Below are 20,517 nucleotides of genomic sequence, written 5' to 3'. Positions count from 1 at the left end.
ATTGATGCCCAGCGGCGCTGCGCTTGCCGGGCCTACGGTTCGAGCCTTTCGTAGGCCGGGTAAGGCGCAGCCGCCACCCGGCAAAAACTCAGCGCTGTGCGTTCAGCTCTGCAATATCCTTCGGCGTCGTGCGGCAGCACCCGCCGATCAGCTTCGCGCCTGCCGCTAACCACTGCGGCAGATACCCCGCCAGCGTTTCGCAGGCTTCGCCGTGGTGATGCCAGGTTTTGCTCACCGCATCGTAATGCTCGCCCGAGTTCGGGTAGACCACCAGCGGCAGCGCGGTCAGGCTCTGCAGATGTTGCAGCGCGGCAGTGGTGTTCGCCAGCGCGATACAGTTAATGCCCAGGGCAACAATCTGTGGATAGTTCGCCAGCACCGACACCACCTCGCGCAGCGGGGTGCCGTCGCTCAGGTGCTCGCTGTCGCGCAGGGTGAACGAGAACCACGCCCGGGCGCGCGGGTATGCCGTCAGCAGCTCCGCCAGCGCCTTCATCTCAGCAAACGACGGCAGGGTTTCGCAGGCCAGCAGGTCGGCTCCGGCATCCAGCAGCGCTTCCACCCGCGGGCGGTGAAACGCCTGAAACACTTCAGCACTACGCACGTAGTCGCCGCGGTATTCCGACCCGTCGGCCAGATAAGCCCCATAAGGCCCGACCGAGCCCGCGACCAGCAGCGCGCCGGCCTGCGGATTTTCTGCCAGATACGCCTCCCGCGCCTTGCGGGCCAGCTCGACGCTTTTACCGATCAGCACCCGGGACTGCGCCTCGTCCAGCCCGCGGGCGGCAAAGCCGTCCGGGGTGGCCTGATAGCTGGCGGTGATCGCCACCTGCGCTCCGGCGCGGAAGTAGTCGAGATGCACGTCGCGGATCAGCTCCGGGTTTTCCATTAACACTTTGGCCGACCACAGGCTGTCGGCCAGGTTACAGCCGCGCGCTTCCAGTTCCGTTGCCATCGCCCCGTCCAGCACCACAAACGGCTGGGTCTCAAGGAGGGCGGTAAGCGGATTATTCTGCGACATGTTCAGGCTCCTGGGATTTCAGATTCTGAGTAAGGTAGTACGCGCCATAGCACAGCGCCACAAACGGCAGCCCACAGTAAAGGGCAATGCGCTGGCTCGGGTCAAAGGCCAGACCGACGCAGGCCACCAGGCACAGAATAAAGCCCAGCACCGGCACCAGCGGATACCAGGGGGCGCGGTAGTGCAGAGCCTCCAGCGGCTGGCCCGATTGCAGATGACGGCGGCGGAAGACAAAGTGCGAGGCGCAGATGCTGATCCACACCGCCACCACCGCAAAGCCCGAGATGGCCGACAGGGCGACAAACACCGTGTCCGGGGCCACCACGCTGGAGAAGAGCGCCAGCACGCCGCCGAGCATCGACACCGACAGCGCCGTCAGCGGCACGCCGTTTTTGTTCACCCGGGCAAAGCAGCGCGGCAGGGTTTTCTCGTTCGACAGCGACCACAGCATGCGCCCGGAAGCATACAGCCCGGAGTTGGCCGCCGAGAGGATCGCCGTCAGGATCACGAAGTTAACGATATCCGCGGAATACGGAATGCCGACCTTCTCAAACACCAGCACGAACGGACTTTTTTCCACCCCGGCCTGCTGCATCGGGATCAGCGCCGCCAGCACGAAGACGGTGCCGATAAAGAAGATGATCAGACGGGCAATGGTGGTGCGGATGGCGACAGGGATCACCTTGTGCGGATTTTCGGTTTCACCCGCCGCAATGCCGATCAGCTCGGTGCCGGAGAAGGCAAAGTTAACCGCCACCATGGTCATCAGGATCGGCAGCCCGCCGTGCGGGAACCAGCCTTCAGCGGTGATGTTGCTCAGCCCCGGCGCGGGAGAACCATCCTGCATCGGGATAAAGCCAAAGATCGCCGCCCCGCCGAGGATAATAAAGGCGATGATGGTGATGACTTTCACCAGCGAGAACCAGAACTCGCCTTCAGCAAAGAAGCGGGTCGAGATAACGTTGAGGGAGAAAATGACCGCGCAGAAGACCACACACCAGACCCAGACCGGCACCTGCGGGAACCAGTACTGCATGCAGAATCCGGCGGCGGTAAAGCTCGATCCCAGCGCCACCGTCCAGGTGAGCCAGTAGAGCCACGCCACGGTGTAGCCGGTCGCAGGGCCGAGATAGCGCGCGGCATAGACGTGAAAGGCGCCGGTCTCCGGCATCGCCACGGAGAGTTCGCCGAGGCACTGCATCACCAGCCAGACCACCAGCGCGCCAATCAGATAAGCCAGCAGCGTCCCCGCCGCCCCGGTGGTGGAAATAATGTATCCCGTATTAAAAAACAGCCCGGTGCCAATCACGCCGCCGAGGGAGAGCATGATGAGATGGCGGGTCTTCATGGTGCGCTGTAGCTGCCCGTTTTGTTGTGTTTGCATATCACCTTCTATACGTATGGACATCTAAACATCCAAAGAAGGTGTTTTTATACCGCGATTGTTAACAAATTGCTAGCCATGCACCAGACGAAGACGCGCGCGGCGGGCGCTCAGCCGGGGCCGCACCGTGTAAATCACGTAAAGATAGGGTCGCCATGCCATAGGACACCTCCTGCAAGCCGGTACTTACAGCATGCACCGCGCCGGTCATCCCGTCGGTCAGGCGAAAGTGGTATCTGTTTTTTACACGCTAAACTGGCGGGCGTTGCGGCCTGTCGCCCGGCGGCGCTGCGCTTGCGCGGGCCTACTAATCCACGTAGGCCGGGTAAGGCGCAACCGCCACCCGGCGTCATATCGCAATATGTTAAATTACGCAAAACACTCTATAGTCGTAGTGTTTCATTAATAAAGGATGAGCTAATGCGATTTAACGGACTGACCAAAGGGTTTTTCATTCTCATACTCCTGCTTGTTACCTGGGCGTTTTTTGATGTCCTGTCGCCCTACTTCTCGGCGATCCTGTGGGCCGCGATCCTGGCAGTGATTTTCTACCCGGTTAAAAACACGCTGCGTATCCGGATGGGGGATCGCAACGGGCTGGCGTCGCTGCTGAGCGTGCTGCTTATCTGCCTGATCGTCTTTATCCCGTTGATGGTGATCTTTTCCTCCTTAGCCTTTGAACTCAATATCGTTTACACGCGCCTGCAGCAGAACGACACCCAGTTTTCCGGGGTGTTTGCGAGCCTGTTCTCTCACCTGCCCGGCTGGCTGCGCGCGCTGATGATCGAGCATGACCTGGATACCGCCTCGCAGATCCAGCAGAAGCTCTCTGACGCGGCATTAAGAGGCGGGCAATACCTCGCCGGAAGTGCGTTCCTGATCGGTAAAGGCACCTTTGGCTTCGCCATCAGCTTTGGTGTGATGGTCTATCTGCTGTTTTTCCTGCTGAAAGATGGCCCCTGGCTGGTGCGCCAGATCCTCGACAGCCTGCCGCTGTCGAATTTCGCCAAGCAGCATCTGTTCGCCAAATTCGCCGGGGTCGCCAGAGCGACGGTGAAGGGCACAGCCGTGGTAGCCATTGTCCAGGGGGTACTGGGCGGGCTCGCCTTCTGGTTCGTCGGTATTAACGGCAGCATCCTGTGGGGCGCGCTGATAGCGTTCCTGTCGCTGATCCCGGCGGTCGGCTCGGCCATCGTCTGGGTACCGGCGGCCATATTCCTCTTCGCCACCCATCAGCTGTGGCAGGGCCTGTTTATCGTCGGGTTCTTTGTGCTGGTGGTGGGCCTGGTGGATAACCTCCTGCGTCCGCTGCTGGTGGGGAAAGACACCAAAATGCCCGACTACCTCATCCTCATCACCACCCTCGGTGGGATGGAGATTTACGGTATCAACGGCTTTGTGATTGGTCCGCTCATCGCCGCGCTGTTTATCGCCTGCTGGAACCTGCTCTCGGGTCGCGATCATGCCGGTAATGCCGAAGAGATTGACGACGCGATTATCGAAGAAGGGAAAAATTCCCCTGATTTATGAAAAAGGAATAAGCCGTGCGTATCGCCACCATCACTAACTGGGCATACGGCGCCACGGTCTGCCTGACCCTCGCTTCCGGGGTGGCCATGTTGATGGCCTCCAGCGCCGAAAACGTTGAGCGGCAGGCCGTTGAACAGCGCTATATATTCGATCGGCTCACCGAAGAGGTGGAGACCGACGCCTGGGCGCTCTCTGACCTGGCGCGGCTGTACGTCATCAAACAGGATCCTGCGACGGCCGACGAGTACCGCCAGAAAGCGGCATCCATGGCCGGGATTGAGCATCGTCTGCAGAAGCTGAAAGACGTGGGCGCCAGTGAGGATGAGCTGGCGCTGCTGCATGAAGGTTTGCAGGTGGCCGATGCACTGCAGGATGAGCAGCAGAGCGCTATCGCCAGCGTGGGGCGCGGGGAGCAACCCCAAGCCATCGCGCTGATGTATGGCGAGCGTTATGAGAACGAGCTGGAGCAGGTACAGAATCAGCTCGACCATTTTCGTCAGATGCTGGACAGGCGTACCGACGCGGCGATTGACGATGCCACGGTAAAATCCCGCGGGCTGCGGACGCTCTCGGAGGTGATGGTCGGCCTGACCGCGCTGATGTTTTTGTTTGTGCTCGGTTTTATCCTTAAACGCCGGGTGCTGCGCCCGGTGGTACGCCTGAGCGATGTGGTCAACCGGCTGGCGTCGCAGGATTATGCGGTGGAAGCCCCGGACTACCGCCAGATCGATGAGATTGGCGATATGGCACAGGCGATCCGTATCTTTCGCGAAAACGGCCTTGTGCGACAGCGGCTGGAACAGGAGCGAGATGCCGACTGGGCGATCCGCGAGCTGCTGGCGCGCATGACCCAGCGCCTGCAGGGCTGCGAGTCCGTCGAAGATGTCCTGAACGTGGCGCGGCTGTTTGCGCCCGGCATTGCCCCGGGCATTCCCGGACGGCTCTGGCTTCTCGAACGGGATCCGTGGCAGATGCACTGCGCCGCCGAATGGCTCGACCCGCAGGGTGAGTCCGAACCCTTCCACCCGGACCAGTGCTGGGCGGTGCGCCGCGGACAGAGCCATCCTCCGGTGACCGGCGAGCCGGATATTACCTGCTATCACCTGCCCGACGCCTGCGCCAGTCATTCACTCTGCGTACCGCTGATTGCCCAGGGCGAGACCATCGGCCTGCTCTCGTTCCAGAACGTGACCCCGGCAATGGCTCCGTCCCGCGCCTATCTGGAGCTGATGGCTGAGGCCCTCGGCCTGGCGCTGGCCAACCAGCGCCTGCGCGATGCCCTGCTGGAGAAAGCGTTATTCGATCCGCTGACCAATCTGCGTAATCGTCATCATCTGGACGATGCCCTGCGCACCCAGATGAGCCAGGCGCAACATACCGGGCAGCCGGTAAGCTGTCTGATGATCGATATCGACCACTTCAAAGCCATTAACGACAAGTTTGGTCACGATGCCGGCGATCTGGTGATTAAAAGCGTGGCGACGGTGGTGCAGCGGGCGGTGAGCAACAAGGGGATGGCGTTTCGCTATGGCGGGGAGGAGTTTCTGGTCCTGCTTCCTGGGGCGGACGAGGCGGCGGCCTTTGCCTGCGCTTCCGAAATTCATACCAACGTGCATGGCCTGGCGCTGCGCTATGAGCTGGCGGAGATTGGCACGGTGGATGTGTCGATTGGTATCGCCAGCTATCCGCAGCACGCCCAGAGCGATGCCCTGCTGCGCGCCGCCGACGTGGCGCTGTACCGGGCGAAGGAGCTGGGGCGTTCAAGGATTGTCAGCTTCGGGGGGCTGGAGGCGGGATGATCGGTATGACGCGATTCCTCTCCCCGTAGAATCGCGTATCATTGCCCTCCCTGTTTTCGCTCATGCCCTTGCTGTCCTATGAATCTTAATTACCTCTGTTACTTTCTTCTGGCCCTCGCCGCTGCGGGCAGTGCATCGCTGCCACACCCCTTGCCAATTTGGTTTGTACTTGCCAGCGTGCTGACGTTCGTTATCTATGGCGCGGATAAAATGGCGGCCCGTAAGGCCTGGCGCCGGGTGCCTGAAGCCACGTTGCTGATATTTGGCGTGGTAGGTGGCTGGCCGGGGGCGATCATCGGCCAGCAGCTGTTTCGCCATAAAACCCAGAAACAGCCGTTTAAGACCCGGTTTATGCTCAGCGTGATACTTAACGTCGCGGTGCTGCTGGCAGCGTGGCGGTTCTGGCCTTAATTGACAGCCACTTGTGAAACATGGTTGTATAGTACAACTATATTTTACAGGTTAAGGTTAATGATGGCTGAATCATCGATTGTTGAAGACATCCGTATCTCGTCGCGCCTGATGGTGCGGGAACTCGGGTTTATGAACCAGACGCTGGCGGCAACGGTCTACTCCCCTTCTGTGGTGCATACCCTGCTGGAAATAGAGAGCCGGGGCTCAATGACGGCAGCCCAGATAGTGCAGGTTCTGGGGCTTGAGAAATCCAGCGTCAGCCGGATGCTCGCCAAACTGATTAAGGCCGGCGAGCTGGAAGAAACTCCCTCCACGGAAGATGCACGGTTCAAGCAGCTGAGCCTTAGCGCACAGGGCCGGGAAACCGTGCGGAAGATTAATGCCTACGGCAATGAACGCGTCATTTCAGCCCTGCAAAAAATGGACGCCAGCCAGCAGCGCGTCGTTTCCGAGGGTCTTGGCTTCTATGCCAGCGCCCTGAAAGCCTGCCGCGATGATGCCGACCTGAACACCAGGAGCGCCATCGAGATTGTCTCTGGCTATCACCCGGGCATGATTGGCCGCATAACGGAAATGCATGGCAGCTTTTATGCTCGCGAGCACAATTTCGGCAGTTTCTTTGAGAGTAAAGTCGCCGCGGGCCTGGCGGAATTTTCAGGTCGTCTGGATAAGCCATGCAATCAAATCTGGCTGGCAATGCTCAACGGGCGCATCGTCGGATCTGTCGCTATTGATGGCGAAGATCTGGGAAACAATGAGGCGCATCTGCGCTGGTTCATCCTTGACGATGGCTGTCGCGGCGGCGGCGTGGGCCGAAAGCTGATTGCCGAAGCGATGAAATTTTGCGATGAGAGGGCGTTTTCTGCGGTGCAGCTGTGGACCTTCAATAAGCTGGCGGCGGCACGGCGCTTGTATGAGTCATTCGGCTTTGAATTAGCGAAAGAGTGGCAAGGCGATCAGTGGGGTAGCTCTATTACCGAGCAGCAGTTTACGCGCAGATGAGTGAATGACGGCGGGAGGCATCCGCCGTCAGAACAGATCAATGCATAATAGCTTTGAAACGCTGTAACCTGAGCAACGTCATCAGCGATCGCTGATGGAACGGTTTTACCCCAGAGGTATGACAGGTGAACAGATAGCTATCCAGCGCATCCCGGGCGGCGACTTTCAGTTCTTTTACATCGCTCGCCATAAAACGGGCTTCACTTTTGGTATGCAGAAAGACACCACGAAACATATCAATCACGGGATCGTAGGTCACGTGAGCTTTGTGTCCGTCGATAAAAAGAGTATTTGAACGGCTCATCCTTGAGAATCATCCTAATCAACTTAATTGTTGTGGATATTACGCCTCAGAAATCAAATTAAAAAGCTGTTTTGAAGTTAAAAAAATTTTTGAAGGTGGCCGGCTATCTTTACGCATTGTCAGCGCATATGGCCATGCAGGCCAAAGGATGGACGATTATACCTGACGCACATCCGGTGCAAGATGCTGTTTGCGATACTGTAGGGGCGTCTGCCCGATCCGCTTCTTAAAGCAGGTAATAAAATAGGTCATCTCGGTGAACCCAACCTCTTCGGCGATCGCATTGATGCTCATTGACGACATGCGAAGCAAATCACAGCTTTTTTTGATACGGCGGGTGAGTAAGTATTCGTGGATGCTGCCGCCGGTTTGCTGACGGAAGATGCGTGATGTGTAACTGCGTGACAGGCCGATGGCGCTGGCAAGGTCATCCAGAGAAAACTTCTCCTGATAATGGTTCTCCACCCATTGCATGATCTGCGCCGCCACGGTGTGCTGCTGCGGCAGTGGTGCCTGCGGCTGTTCGGGAAGAAAGGCCATTATCTGCATCACCAGAAACGCTACCTCACTGGCCTGTGACTGGCTGCTGCTGTCGCGTTCGCAAAACCGATCGAGGATACAGGCCATCATCTCTGCGCGCTCGCTGAGATCGTACGCCTGCGCGGGAACATTGCTGGCCGCCAGGGCCGTAAATTGCGCCTGATGGCGAGGAAAATCCCGCAGCGCGGCAATCACCGAAGACTGCTCTATATGCATGGTCGTGCGGTAGTAGCGATTGCTTTCGCTGGCCTCAACATGCACCTTGTGCAGCCGGAAAGGGGGAAAGATAAACAGTCGCCCGGGCCGCGCGGTGTAATGGCGATTATCGACCACCACAATGCCATATCCTTCTGACACATACAGAAATTCAACACACTGGTGCCAGTGATAATACAGAGCGCTGGAGCCGCGCGGGCGGTAGAGGGCCATGGCGTCATCATTCAGCGCGATGCGCTCCATTAATTGTTGTTCGTGCATTTTCACCCAGCGCAACAGATTTAAGTTTTTATGCCATGATTTATAAAATATTGCTGTGAACGGGATTAAATCCAACATTATTTAAATAACGGATTATTTTTGTGAGGCTGCTCACTCGGAGAAATGACGAAGATCCACCAGGATTCGCTCATCGTGTGCCTGCCACACGCAATAAAATCTGTATGAGTAATCAGGAGAAATAATGATGGCTCTGTCCTCATCCGTTCGTACCGCACAAATTAAAATGAGTGGTTTTATTTTTCTCTATTTTTTTACCTGGTCCTCCAGCTTTGGTTTATATGCCTTATGGCTGAGCCAGAAAGTGGGATTAGACAGCATAACTATAGGCAGCGTATTTGCGATTAACGGTGCCTTTGCGGTGATCCTTAAACCGGTATATGGCTACATCATGGATAAAATAGGCATGAGCAAATGGTTGCTCTATTTTGTCTGCGCCATCTCGGCCCTGATGGCACCGTTTTTTGTGACGGTTTACCAGCCTCTGCTGTTAACCCACACCACAATCGGCATCGTGGTAGGCGCTTTCTGGCTGAGCCTTGGCTGGTATGCCGGCGTCGCGGCCGCGGAATCCTATGCCGATCGCTTTAGTCGTCTGTATGGCCTGGAGTTTGGCCGGATCCGTATGTGGGGCTCGCTGGGCTGGGCGCTGGCAGCATCGGTATCCGGCGTGCTGTTTAATATCACCCCGCTGGCTAACTTTCTTGTCAGCAGCGGTACCTCGGTCCTGATGCTGCTTGTGCTCATGAGCCTTAAAATAGGCGATGAGCAGCTGCGCAATAACAACGTGATTGCCGACAACCGCATCGTGTTTACCGATGTCATTGCCCTGCTGAAAAATCAGAAGTTCTGGATGTTCAGTCTGTACGTGGCCGGCGTGGCCTGGATGATGTTTGTCGCCGAACAGCAGTTCCCGCGCTATTTCGTCTCCTTTTTCGATACCAAACAGCAAGGCAATGCCTGGTACGGCTATCTGGGCACCCTGCAGGCAGGTATCGAATTTGTCATGATGATGTTTATCCCGGCGGTGGTGAATCATTTTGGTGCTAAAAAAGGGCTGTTGCTGTGCGGTCTGGTGGTGGGGATACGCCTCGTAGCCTCCGGCCTTACCTCGGATCCCCTGATGATCTCCATTATCAAGCCGCTGTATGGCGTGGAAATCGCCCTGCTGCTGATTTCAGTTTTCAAATACATTGCCGAGCATTTCCATAAGAAAGTCAATGCCACCATGTATCTGCTTGGTTATCAGGCCATGGTCTACGTGGGCTCGGTGGTGGTAGCGCCGCCTGCGGGCTATCTGTATGAGAAAATTGGCTTCGAGCAAACTTACCTGATGATGGGCGGCTGCGCCCTGCTGTTTACCCTTATCTCCGCCTTTACCCTCTCGCCGTGCAAGTCTGCACGCGGCCTGACCGACACCTTTTCCCCTGAACTGAAACCTTCTCCGGTGGAGCCGGTAAAACACTAATCTGAGGACAAACTATGACCCGTTCTGAAGTCACTGCAAAAGTTGTGACCGAGTCACTGCGCCCAATTGAACTGCATCAGGTTGATCGCCTGCTGCTGCGCCGCAAGGTGGATGATGCGATAGCGCGCATCACGCGCAGACTGGACAAAACGATCGTGACGATGGGGGATAAATTCCCCAATGAAGCCTGTGAAGGGGGAAAATGGACCCCTTCTGCCAATACCCAATGGACCACCAGCTTCTGGACCGGCCAGCTGTGGCTGGCCTGGGAGTTGACCGGCGAGGAGAAATACCGCCAGGCGGCGGAGCGCTATTTGCCCTCCTTTGCCGAACGACTTGAGCAGCGCATTGAAACGGCAACCCACGATCTGGGGTTTCTCTATTCGCTCTCCTGTGTTAACGCCTGGCGCTTAACGGGGAATGAGACGGCCCGTCAGACTGCCCTGCTGGCAGCGGACATTCTGATGGAGCGCTATCACCCGGTGGCTAAAATCATCCAGGCATGGGGCGATCTGAACGACCCGGCACAGCAGGGGCGGATGATCATCGACTGCAATATGAACCTGCCGCTTCTGTACTGGGCCAGCGAACAGACCGGCGATGCGCGTTATGCCGAGGCCGCGGCGGCACATGCCCGGCAGGCAGCAAAATACATCGTGCGCCCGGATGCCTCCACCTTCCACACCTTCTATATGGATGTAGTAACCGGTGAACCGCGTTCTGGTGATACGCATCAGGGATACAGCGATACCTCGTGCTGGTCCCGAGGCCAGGCATGGGCCATCTATGGCTTTATGCTCAGCTACCTCTACACGGGCGATAAGCAACTGGTCCCCCTCACCCGCAGCCTGGCGCACTATTTTATCAACCGCCTGCCGGAGGATGATGTCTGCCACTGGGATCTGGCGCTGCTGGGCACCGATGCGCCACGCGACAGCTCTGCGGCGGCCATCGCCGCCTGCGGTCTGCTTGAGCTGGTTAACGTCTTACCGGTGCTGGACGAACACCGGGCTCATTATGAAGAGATGGCGCTGCGGATTATTCAGTCGCTGACGGATAACTATCTGGCTGATGAAGAGGATCCGTGCGAGGGGCTGCTTAAGCATTCGGTTTACCACATGCCGGCGGGGATCGGCGTGGATGAGTGCTGTAGCTGGGGAGATTATTACTATCTTGAGCTATTGACTCGAGTGCGACAGGTTTGGGGGAGATACTGGTAACAACGCACCAGCCATGCGCCCTATAAACAATAGTCTGGCGCATGGCATTCACGATTTAAGAATAATCCCGCCCGCATCGCCGTCTATGCTTAACGTTTAAAAAACAGACGACACAGTCGCGCCCTCTTTCTTTTTATCCCCCTTTAAATACCGGAGGCCTGGCATGAGCAACCAAGGCGAATATCCTGAAGACGGACAGAAACACGATTTCAGCCTCTCTCGACGAGATCTGATCAAAGCAAGCGCCGCTGCGGCAGCGACCGCAGCGGTGTATCCTTGTGGTGCACTGGCCGAGGGCGAGCCCGCCGTCACGCCCCCGCCGGAGATCCTGCCCCTGACGCTGCGCGTGAACGGCAAAAGTCAGCAACTTGAGGTCGATACACGCACCACCCTGCTGGATGCGCTGCGTGAAAATTTGCAGCTTACCGGCACTAAAAAGGGCTGTGACCATGGGCAGTGCGGAGCCTGTACCGTCCTGGTGGATGGCCGCCGGATTAACGCCTGCCTGACGCTGGCGATCATGCATCAGGATGCAGAGATCACCACCATCGAAGGGCTGGGCACGTCTGACAATCTGCATCCCATGCAGGCGGCATTTATCAAACATGATGGTTTCCAGTGCGGGTACTGCACATCAGGGCAGATCTGCTCTTCTGTCGCGGTACTGAAAGAGATCGAGGCGGGTATTCCCAGCCACGTCACGCTCGATCTGGTCTCCCCTCCACAAATGAATGCGGATGAAATTCGCGAACGCATGAGCGGCAACATCTGTCGCTGCGGCGCGTACGCCAACATTCTGGACGCCATCGAAGACGCCGCGGGGGAGCTCAAATCATGAAGGCCTTTACATACGAGAAGGTAAAAACCCCGGCCGAGGCTGCCGCCAGCGCCCAGGCTAAAAGCGGCGCAAAATTTATCGCCGGGGGCACCAATCTGCTCGATCTGATGAAGCTGGAGATCGAAACCCCTACCCATCTGATCGACGTGAACGGGCTCGGTCTGGACCAGATTGTTGCCACCGACGAGGGCGGTCTGCGTATTGGCGCGCTGGTGCGAAACACCGATCTGGCCGCGGATGAACGCGTGCGCCGTGACTATGCCGTCCTTTCCCGGGCGCTGCTTGCAGGGGCCTCCGGCCAGCTGCGCAACCAGGCCACCACGGCAGGTAATCTCCTGCAACGTACGCGCTGCCCCTATTTTTACGACACCAACCAGCCCTGCAACAAACGCCTTCCCGGCAGCGGCTGCGCGGCGCTTGAGGGCTTTAGCCGCCAGCACGCGGTGGTGGGCGGCAGCGAAGCCTGCATTGCCACGCATCCGGGCGACATGCCTGTCGCAATGCGCCTGCTGGATGCGGTAGTGGAAACCATTTCCGCCGACGGCAAGGCGCGCAACATCCCGCTGGCCGACTTTTATCGCGCCCCCGGGAAAACGCCCCATATTGAAACCGTTCTGACGCCGGGAGAGCTGATCACCGCCGTCACCCTGCCGCCGCCCGTAGGCGGGCAGCACATCTACCGTAAAGTCCGCGATCGCGCCTCCTACGCCTTTGCGCTGGTTTCGGTCGCGGCGATTGTCCAGCCGGACGGCAGCGGACGCGTGGCGCTGGGCGGCGTGGCCCATAAACCCTGGCGGGTCGAGCACGCCGATGCGCAGCTCCCCCAGGGGGCACAGGCCGTCTATGACGCGCTGTTTGCCGACGCTCACCCGACGACTGAAAACGCGTTCAAATTAACCCTGGCGAAGCGAACGCTTGCCTCCGTGCTGACAGAAGCGAGGGCTGTGGTATGAAATTCGATAAACCAGCAGGTGAAAACCCGATCGATCAGCTGAAGGTGGTCGGCCAGCCCCGGGATCGTATTGACGGTTCATTAAAAACCACCGGCACGGCGCACTACGCCTACGAGTGGCATGATAAGGCGCCCAACGCGGCCTATGGCTATGTCGTCGGCTCCGCGATCGCCAAAGGCGAGATAACGACTATCGAAACCCAGGCTGCGAAAAACGCGCCAGGCGTGTTAACGGTAATCACCGCCAGTAACGCGGGCGAGCTCGGTAAAGGCGAGAGAAATGCAGCCACGCTGCTGGGGGGCCCGAAGATAGAGCACTACCATCAGGCCGTGGCGCTGGTGGTGGCAGAGACCTTTGAGCAGGCCCGGGCGGCGGCGTCGCTGGTGCAGGTGAGCTACCGGCGTGAAAAGGGATCTTACTCGCTGGCGGAGGAAAAACCCGCCGTCAAACAGCCTCCCGAGGATACGCCCGATAAAAACACCGGGGATTTTGACGCCGCTTTTTCCGCCGCCGCGGTGAAGCTGGATGCCACCTACACCACCCCCGATCAGAGCCATATGGCGATGGAGCCGCACGCCTCGATGGCCGCCTGGGAGGGCGATAAGGTGACCCTCTGGACCTCCAATCAGATGGTGGCCTGGTGCCGCACCGACCTGGCGGAGACCCTGAAGATCCCGCAGGAGAATGTGCGCGTTATCTCCCCCTATATCGGCGGCGGCTTTGGCGGCAAGCTGTTCCTGCGAAGCGATGCCCTGCTGGCCGCGCTGGCTGCCCGCGCCATCAAGCGCCCGGTTAAGGTGATGCTGTCGCGACCGACGATCCCCAATAACACCACCCACCGTCCGGCCACCATTCAACATATCCGTATCGGGACTGACAGCGCCGGGAAAATTACCGCCATCGCGCACGACAGCTGGTCCGGTAATCTTCCCGGCGGCACGCCGGAGACCGCGGTTCAGCAGACCGAGCTGCTCTACGCTGGCGCGAATCGCCATACCGGCCTGCGGCTGGCAAAGCTGGATCTGCCTGAAGGCAACGCCATGCGCGCGCCCGGCGAAGCGCCGGGTATGATGGCGCTGGAGATCGCCATCGACGAAATGGCGGAAAAAGCGGGCGTCGATCCGGTTGAATTCCGCATCCTCAATGACACTCAGGTCGATCCGGCCGATCCCAGCCGGCCTTTTTCACGTCGTCAGCTTATCGAGTGCCTGCGTACCGGTGCCGAGGAGTTCGGCTGGAAACAGCGCAACGCGACGCCCGGGCAGGTTCGCGACGGGCGCTGGCTGGTGGGCATCGGCATGGCGGCCGGTTTTCGTAATAACCTGTTAGATAAATCCGCCGCCCGGGTGCATCTGGACGCCGCCGGAAACCTGACGGTAGAAACCGACATGACCGATATCGGCACCGGGAGCTATACCATCATCGCCCAGACGGCGGCGGAGATGCTGGGCGTGCCGCTGGAAAAGGTGACGGTTCACCTCGGTGATTCCAGCTTCCCGGTCTCTGCCGGTTCCGGCGGCCAGTGGGGCGCGAACACCTCCACATCGGGGGTCTACGCCGCCTGCGTCAAGCTACGCGAAGCCATTGCCACAAAGCTGGGTTTCGATCCAGACCAGGCGCAGTTCAGCGATGGCAAGATAACGAGTGATACCCGCAGCGCGGACATTGCCGAGGCCGCCGCTAACGGCACACTGACCGCCGAAGACGGTATCGAATTCGGCGATCTCGATAAGCAGTATCAGCAGTCGACCTTTGCCGGACATTTCATCGAGGTGGGCGTGGACAGCGCCACCGGAGAGGTGCGGGTGCGTCGCATGCTCGCGGTGTGCGCGGCCGGACGCATCCTTAACCCGAAAACCGCCCGCAGCCAGGTGATAGGCGCGATGACCATGGGGCTGGGCGCGGCGCTGATGGAAGAGCTGGCGGTCGATACCCGCCTGGGCTATTTCGTCAACCACGACATGGCGGGGTATGAAGTCCCGGTCCATGCCGATGTTCCCGAGCAGAAGGTGATTTTCCTGGATGACACCGACCCTGTCTCCTCCCCGATGAAGGCCAAAGGTGTGGGCGAGCTGGGCCTGTGCGGCGTGGGCGCGGCCATTGCCAATGCGGTGTATAACGCGACGGGGGTGCGAGTCCGGGACTATCCCATCACCCTGGATAAGCTGATCGCCGACCTGCCGGATGCGGTTTAAGGAGGAACGATGCCCCAACTTTTTAATCTGGCGGACGATCTGCGCCGGACGCCGGAACGGGCGTTTCTGACTGACGACAGCCGGGAGATATTGCGCTTCGCGGTAGAGTCCCTGATGTCAGGTAAAGAGGCGGCGCTGGTGATGCTAACCGAGATACGCGGCGGCGCGGCGCGATCCCTGGGGGCGCAGATGGTGGTGCGCGAGGACGGCCAGTACTGTGGCTTTGTCTCCGGGGGATGCGTCGAAGCGGCGGCGGCCTTTGAGGCGCTGGAGGTCATCGCGACAGGAGAGGATCGCGAGGTGCGTTATGGTCAGGGCTCGCCGTATTTCGATATTGTCCTCCCCTGTGGGGGTGGGATCACGCTGTCCATTCATAAGCTGCGTTCCGCGCAGCCGCTGCTGGCGGTGCTGAACTGCCTCGAGCAGCGCCAGCCCGCCGGGTTGCGCTACAGCCCGCAGACCCGGACGCTCACCTGCCTGCCCGCGCCAACCCTCACCGGCTGGCATAACCAGAATATCGAAATTGGTTTCCACCCTTGCGTGCGGGTGCTGATCCACGGTGGGTCTATCGAAGCGCAGGCAACGGCGGAACTCGCGGCGACGGCAGGGTATGACATTTGTCACTTCGACCCCTGCTCCGGGAATCATGCTTCGCACATTGATGCCGACACGGCGGTGATCCTGCTGTGGCACGATCTTCACCGGGAGTTGCCCGTCCTGCAGGCCGCCCGCGACGCTAATCCGTTTTACATCGGCGCCCTGGGCAGCCAGCGAACCCACAGTCAGCGACGGCAAAAGCTCAGCGAGCTGGGCTGGCGGGAGGAAGAAATAGATCGCATCAAGGCCCCGATCGGCATCTTCCCGAAAGCCCGGGATGCACGCACTCTCGCCCTGTCCGTTCTGGCAGACGTGGCTGCTGCGCGCCTGCGTCAGGACGAAAATTAATGTCCTCGCCGGTTGTGATAATTCTCGCCGCCGGACGCGGCGAACGCTTTCTCGCCTCGGGGGGCAAAACCCATAAGCTGGAGGCGCTGCTGGGCGGGCAAACCGTGCTGGCGCACGTGATTCAGGCGGTGGAGGCTGCGGCACTTCCGTGGCATCTCGTGAGGCCCGAGGGCGGCACGCGGGGTATGGGCGAGTCGATTTCGCTTGGGGTCCAGGCTACTTCTGAGGCGTCGGGGTGGTTGATTCTGCCTGCGGACCTGCCGCTGATTCAGCCTGCCTCTTTGCTGAGGGTTGCTGAAGGGCTTAGGGAGAAAGGGGTTGTCGTGCCTTACTATCAGCAACAGGCCGGGCACCCGGTGGGGTTTCGGCGGGAATATGGCGAGGCTTTGCTGGAGTTGGCTGGGGATGTGGGGGCAAAAGAGATTGTGAGGGGCGCGCGACGGCGGGGGGATGTGGGGGATGTCTGGCTGCCTGATATTGGAATTACGTATGATATTGATACGCTCGCAGATTTGCAGACAGCGCAGGAAATAAGATACGTAATTTCCAGTGTTCCAGACTAAGACTGTTTTAATTACCCTTATCCAGGGTAATTAAATTCAATTCTTATCCCGCTGGGTTCGTAACACATCATATGCATTGACGGCCCCTCTCTGATAAAGGTTGGCTCAAATTCAATTTCAATCTGATTTGCCTTTAATACATCAAGAAGCTGGAACAGTTCCCCCTTATTTTCGACCCGTAAAGCTAAGTGATGGAGTCCAGTATTCGTTTTACGATCGAATTTAACGGGCTCATCGGTTTGTGTTTTCCAGAGCGTTATCGTCAGCGCATTATCCCTCACGAAGATGGCGGGATAATCTTCGCGTCGTTTCACTTCTTCCCAGCCCAATATTTTAGTAAAGAATTCAGCGCTTTCTTCAAGTTTAGATACCGCTAAGCCAATATGTTGCACACCATGCGTCACTGACATTATCTTGATCTCCTGCTCTAACCGGAATGAGCGTTAATTTGACTGGCGGACATGCCGGTCGAGAAAATTAAGCACGTCAGCACCAATCTCCTTAGCATGCGTTTCAAGCGCGAAATGGCCGGTGTCATAAAAGTGTATTTCAGCTTTTGGCAAATCACGTTTCCAGGCTTCTGCTCCCGCCGCCATGAAAAACGGATCGTTTTTTCCCCATACGGCTAATAACGGGGGCTGATACTGGCGAAAATAGTGCTGGAACAGCGGGTACATTTTCACGTTAGAGGCGTAATCCAGTAACAGGTCCAGCTGTATCTCCGCATTACCCGGCCGTAATACCTGCATCCCTTCAAGCGAATAGCCATCAGGTGAAACCAGACTCCGATCGTCAACGCCTTCCAGATACTGCCATTTGATTGAAGCCGGCGTCGGAAATTCGCTCAGCGCACTTCGGTTTTCAGCAGTGGGCTCACGCCAGTATTTCTGTATCGGCGCCCAGGCCTCTCCCAGCCCCTCTTCGTAGGCATTGCCATTCTGGGAAATAATGGCTGTCACGCGCTGTGGATGGGCTAACGCCAGTCGCCATCCGACAGGTGCACCGTAGTCGTGGACCATCAGAGCATAGCTATTGAGATTGAGCGCTTCGGCAAACTGACCAATGGTCTTAGCAAGCTGGTCAAAGGTATAAGCATATTCACCTTGCGCTGGCGCCTCGGTAAAACCAAAGGCCGGCAAATCTGGTGCGATTACATGATAACGATCGGCCAGCTGGGGAATAAGGTCACGGAACATAAATGATGAGCCTGCGAAGCCGTGAAGCATCAGCAATACAGGTGATGCCGGATCGCCAGCCTCACGGTAGAAAACGTTAACATCGCCTGACTGTTTATAGCGGTAATGGATCTGCATAGCTGGCGAGGCAGATGCGTTGTCTGTAATGGAAGTGGTCATGATAAATCCTTTGTAACCGTTAAAGTGATGATTTGAAGGTTACACGCAAATTTGGTAACCTGTCAAAATGATTTTATGAGTTACAGGTAAGTATGGAAATCAAGCAACCCTCTTCTCCGCCTCTCTTCCTGGCCGATAACCTCGCACTGGATTTTATTAACAGTGAATATGGGACAGGTGAGGAGCGGCATGATTGTTTTGAAGACAATCTCAGCGTTATCGACTGGCTGGAAACGGCAGGCCTTGTGCCGAAAGGCACTGAGGCACCCGATGACTTACTGTTTGAAGCCCGTCAGCTGCGCGATGCCGCCAGAGCAGTGGTCCACGCCGCGATGAAATCCGTTGCGGCTAACCTGACGGTGATTAACAAGGTGCTGCAGGCAGGACGTCCCGAGATCGCGCTGCAATGGGATGAAAATACACAGCGATACCGTGTTGATGTTTGTTCAAATGCGCTTAGCTCCGCAGGCCTGCTCTGGCCCATTGCTGATGCACTGGTGAAACTGGTCACTGACGACAAGTTTGAATACGTGAGGCAGTGTGAAGCCCATAACTGTATTTTGCTTTTCCATGATTTGAGCAAATCGCATCGCCGCCGCTGGTGCAGTATGGCGACGTGCGGTAATCGCATGAAAGTGGCGGCATACCGAAACAGAAAGGGTTCATAGCGATTCTGGTCGCCTGGTTTGCGCTAGTTGACGCGTTCAGGCTGACCGCACCCATCTCATTAACCCATCGGGTCAAAAAGAGTGTTGACGAACCCTTGACCGAGGAGAACGATCGTTCTACCATTAACCTATGAACAAAAACACGACTGACACACGAGAAAAAATTCTCGCGACCGCTGAACAACTGATTTACCAGAACGGTATTCATGCCACCGGTATGGATCTTCTTGTAAAAACTTCAGGTGTGGCCCGCAAAAGTATTTATCGCTATTTCGCCAACAAAGACGAAGTGGCGGCAGCCGCGCTGAACGCCCGGGATGTACGCTGGATGGAGTGGTTCAGGACTGAGTGCGACAAAGCGGATACGCCGCAGGAGCGCATCCTGAATATGTTCACCGTGCTCAAAGGATGGTTTGAGTCAGAGGGCTATCGCGGGTGCGCATTTATCAATACCGCGGGGGAAGTGGGTGACAGTGCCGATCCCGTTCGCCAGATTGCCAGGCTGCATAAACAAAAAATACTGGATTACGCCCTTGAACTTACCCGCCAGCTGAATATTGATCACTCCTCATCCCTGGCCAGGCAGCTGCTGTTATTGATTGAAGGTGCTATCACCATGTCACATGTTATGGGCGATTACAGCGCCGCGGATGATGCCAAAGATATTGCTCAGCTGTTACTAAAACAGGACTCATAAAAGAGGCCTGAATTCCAGGGATGCAATACTCATTGAAATATCCGGTTATACTGGAGGCTCTGGCATATATGTAATTCATTTCATTCCCGAGTGCCCTCGGGAATAGTATCACTTCACATCGACTATTTTATTATCGTTAATCCAAACGTAACGATTCTATCGCATTTCATTTTTCCGCCACCTTATACCCCGCCACCAATTACCACTACAAGTAACTGTTATTAAACAAAAATAAATAGACTTCAATAGCGGTATTTTGTTTTTTTAATCATTTTCAAAAATACTATCTTGACGAGGTAGAACGATCGTTCTACCATCAATTCATAGACAAGACGAACCCTCTGCAAATGAATGTCAGCGCTAATGGATAATGTAGAACCATCAGGGATACCAGGGGCGTTAAATAACAGGGGAGGATTTATGTCTAAGTCCCGAAAAGCAAGTCATACCGGTCTATCCAAATTTACAGGAGTCTTTACCATGTCTGATGCACAAATCCGTCCGCCCCTTCCGCCGTTTACGCTTGAATCAGCGATTGAAAAAGTAAGGCTTGCTGAAGATGGCTGGAACAGCCGCGACGCTGAAAAGGTCTCGCTGGCATATTCCCTGGATACCAAATGGCGTAACCGCGCAGAATTTGCCAATAATCGCGAGGAAGCCAAAGGATTCCTTGAGCGCAAATGGAAAAAGGAACTTGAGTACCGTCTTATTAAAGAATTGTGGGCCTTTGGCGGCAACCGCATTGCAGTCCGTTATGCCTACGAGTGGCGCGATGATTCAGGTAACTGGTTCCGTTCTTACGGCAACGAGAACTGGGAATTCGGCGAAGATGGTCTGATGCAACGTCGTTTCGCGTGTATTAATGATATGCCTATCAAGGAAAGCGAGCGCAAATACCACTGGCCGCTGGGACGTCGTCCGGACGATCATCCAGGGTTATCTGAGCTGGGACTGTAACGCCCCGCTTTATTCCGCAAAGCCCGGCTACTGTCCTGGTCGGGCGCTTGTCGACTTCAAATAATGCCCAGGGCTTATCAGATAGTAATAAGCCCGACGGTTCGCTCATGTAAAAAGCACACAAAATATTGGCATGTATTATTAATCAGGTGACACTATGAATATCAAA

20 protein-coding genes are annotated in these 20,517 nt (G+C 57.0%); 14 read left to right on the top strand and 6 right to left on the bottom strand.

Going from position 1 to position 20,517, the window contains the following annotated elements; translation table 11 throughout:
- Nucleotides 1-88: 88 nt before the first annotated feature.
- Nucleotides 89-1,021 carry a homocysteine S-methyltransferase gene (gene mmuM, locus GNG27_RS05105; RefSeq protein WP_156263051.1) on the bottom strand — a complete coding sequence of 311 codons (933 nt, stop codon included), beginning with the start codon at nt 1,019-1,021 and terminating at the stop codon, nt 89-91.
- A complete protein-coding gene (gene mmuP, locus GNG27_RS05100; RefSeq protein WP_156263050.1) occupies nt 1,008-2,405 on the bottom strand; it encodes an S-methylmethionine permease in 1,398 nt (465 codons plus the stop codon). Before mmuP ends, mmuM begins: the two co-directional genes overlap by 14 nt.
- Nucleotides 2,406-2,825: 420 nt before the next feature.
- Here mmuP and GNG27_RS05095 point away from each other — a divergent pair, with 420 nt between their 5' ends.
- From GNG27_RS05095 to GNG27_RS05080, 4 genes are all read left to right on the top strand, one after another.
- A complete protein-coding gene (locus GNG27_RS05095) occupies nt 2,826-3,935 on the top strand; it encodes an AI-2E family transporter (protein WP_156263049.1) in 1,110 nt (369 codons plus the stop codon).
- A gap of 14 nt (nt 3,936-3,949) precedes the next feature.
- On the top strand, nt 3,950-5,734 hold the full coding sequence (locus GNG27_RS05090; protein WP_142488366.1) for a diguanylate cyclase: 1,785 nt from the start codon (nt 3,950-3,952) through the stop codon (nt 5,732-5,734).
- A 78-nt stretch (nt 5,735-5,812) separates the two neighbouring features.
- On the top strand, nt 5,813-6,145 hold the full coding sequence (locus tag GNG27_RS05085) for a DUF1294 domain-containing protein (protein WP_156263048.1): 333 nt from the start codon (nt 5,813-5,815) through the stop codon (nt 6,143-6,145).
- A 60-nt stretch (nt 6,146-6,205) separates the two neighbouring features.
- Entirely contained in the window at nt 6,206-7,150 is a 945-nt protein-coding gene (locus GNG27_RS05080; protein WP_197090563.1) for a bifunctional helix-turn-helix transcriptional regulator/GNAT family N-acetyltransferase, read from the top strand.
- A gap of 37 nt (nt 7,151-7,187) precedes the next feature.
- On the opposite strand, the gene GNG27_RS05075 is transcribed toward GNG27_RS05080, so the two are convergent.
- Nucleotides 7,188-7,454 (bottom strand): type II toxin-antitoxin system HicB family antitoxin, encoded by a 267-nt coding sequence (locus GNG27_RS05075; protein WP_156263047.1) that lies wholly within the window; start codon nt 7,452-7,454, stop codon nt 7,188-7,190.
- Nucleotides 7,455-7,610: 156 nt separating this feature from the next.
- The gene (locus GNG27_RS05070; RefSeq protein ID WP_156263046.1) at nt 7,611-8,471 is read right to left on the bottom strand and encodes an AraC family transcriptional regulator; all 861 of its coding nucleotides are present in this window, start codon (nt 8,469-8,471) and stop codon (nt 7,611-7,613) included.
- A 205-nt stretch (nt 8,472-8,676) separates the two neighbouring features.
- On the opposite strand from GNG27_RS05070, the gene GNG27_RS05065 reads away from it, so the two are divergent.
- The 7 genes from GNG27_RS05065 to GNG27_RS05035 all read left to right on the top strand — a co-directional run bounded on the left by GNG27_RS05065 (nt 8,677) and on the right by GNG27_RS05035 (nt 16,671).
- Nucleotides 8,677-9,957 (top strand): oligosaccharide MFS transporter, encoded by a 1,281-nt coding sequence (locus GNG27_RS05065; protein ID WP_156265064.1) that lies wholly within the window; start codon nt 8,677-8,679, stop codon nt 9,955-9,957.
- A 14-nt stretch (nt 9,958-9,971) separates the two neighbouring features.
- Complete coding sequence (locus GNG27_RS05060) at nt 9,972-11,177, top strand: glycoside hydrolase family 88 protein (RefSeq protein WP_156263045.1); 1,206 nt, start codon at nt 9,972-9,974, stop codon at nt 11,175-11,177.
- A 163-nt stretch (nt 11,178-11,340) separates the two neighbouring features.
- Nucleotides 11,341-12,015 carry an aldehyde dehydrogenase iron-sulfur subunit PaoA gene (gene paoA / locus GNG27_RS05055; RefSeq protein ID WP_156263044.1) on the top strand — a complete coding sequence of 225 codons (675 nt, stop codon included), beginning with the start codon at nt 11,341-11,343 and terminating at the stop codon, nt 12,013-12,015.
- Nucleotides 12,012-12,968, top strand: a complete 957-nt coding sequence (locus GNG27_RS05050; RefSeq protein ID WP_156263043.1) for a xanthine dehydrogenase family protein subunit M — start codon at nt 12,012-12,014, stop codon at nt 12,966-12,968. Before paoA ends, GNG27_RS05050 begins: the two co-directional genes overlap by 4 nt.
- On the top strand, nt 12,965-15,163 hold the full coding sequence (gene paoC / locus GNG27_RS05045; RefSeq protein WP_156263042.1) for an aldehyde oxidoreductase molybdenum-binding subunit PaoC: 2,199 nt from the start codon (nt 12,965-12,967) through the stop codon (nt 15,161-15,163). The genes GNG27_RS05050 and paoC overlap by 4 nt, the downstream gene beginning before the upstream one ends.
- Nucleotides 15,164-15,172: 9 nt before the next feature.
- The gene (locus GNG27_RS05040) at nt 15,173-16,108 is read left to right on the top strand and encodes an XdhC family protein (RefSeq protein ID WP_156263041.1); all 936 of its coding nucleotides are present in this window, start codon (nt 15,173-15,175) and stop codon (nt 16,106-16,108) included.
- On the top strand, nt 16,108-16,671 hold the full coding sequence (locus GNG27_RS05035) for an NTP transferase domain-containing protein (RefSeq protein ID WP_156263040.1): 564 nt from the start codon (nt 16,108-16,110) through the stop codon (nt 16,669-16,671). Before GNG27_RS05040 ends, GNG27_RS05035 begins: the two co-directional genes overlap by 1 nt.
- Nucleotides 16,672-16,688: 17 nt before the next feature.
- Here the strand turns inward: GNG27_RS05035 and GNG27_RS05030 are convergent, their stop codons facing one another.
- Together GNG27_RS05030 and GNG27_RS05025 are read right to left on the bottom strand one after the other, a co-directional pair.
- Nucleotides 16,689-17,081 (bottom strand): VOC family protein, encoded by a 393-nt coding sequence (locus tag GNG27_RS05030; protein ID WP_156263039.1) that lies wholly within the window; start codon nt 17,079-17,081, stop codon nt 16,689-16,691.
- Nucleotides 17,082-17,114: 33 nt separating this feature from the next.
- Complete coding sequence (locus tag GNG27_RS05025) at nt 17,115-18,026, bottom strand: alpha/beta fold hydrolase (RefSeq protein ID WP_156263038.1); 912 nt, start codon at nt 18,024-18,026, stop codon at nt 17,115-17,117.
- Nucleotides 18,027-18,118: 92 nt separating this feature from the next.
- Here GNG27_RS05025 and GNG27_RS05020 point away from each other — a divergent pair, with 92 nt between their 5' ends.
- The 3 genes from GNG27_RS05020 (at nt 18,119) to GNG27_RS05010 (ending at nt 20,348) form a co-directional block, all read left to right on the top strand.
- Nucleotides 18,119-18,694: an ABATE domain-containing protein gene (locus GNG27_RS05020; RefSeq protein ID WP_156263037.1), complete on the top strand. Its 576-nt coding sequence runs from the start codon at nt 18,119-18,121 to the stop codon at nt 18,692-18,694.
- Between the two features lie 130 nt (nt 18,695-18,824).
- The gene (locus GNG27_RS05015) at nt 18,825-19,391 is read left to right on the top strand and encodes a TetR/AcrR family transcriptional regulator (protein ID WP_156263036.1); all 567 of its coding nucleotides are present in this window, start codon (nt 18,825-18,827) and stop codon (nt 19,389-19,391) included.
- 480 nt (nt 19,392-19,871) lie between these two features.
- A complete protein-coding gene (locus tag GNG27_RS05010; protein ID WP_106992061.1) occupies nt 19,872-20,348 on the top strand; it encodes a DUF1348 family protein in 477 nt (158 codons plus the stop codon).
- The last annotated feature ends 169 nt before the right edge of the window (nt 20,349-20,517 follow it).

This window comes from Leclercia sp. 119287 (genome assembly GCF_009734485.1).
GTDB lineage: Bacteria > Pseudomonadota > Gammaproteobacteria > Enterobacterales > Enterobacteriaceae > Enterobacter > Enterobacter adecarboxylatus_C.
This window is presented reverse-complemented; position numbering and strand designations above follow the sequence as displayed.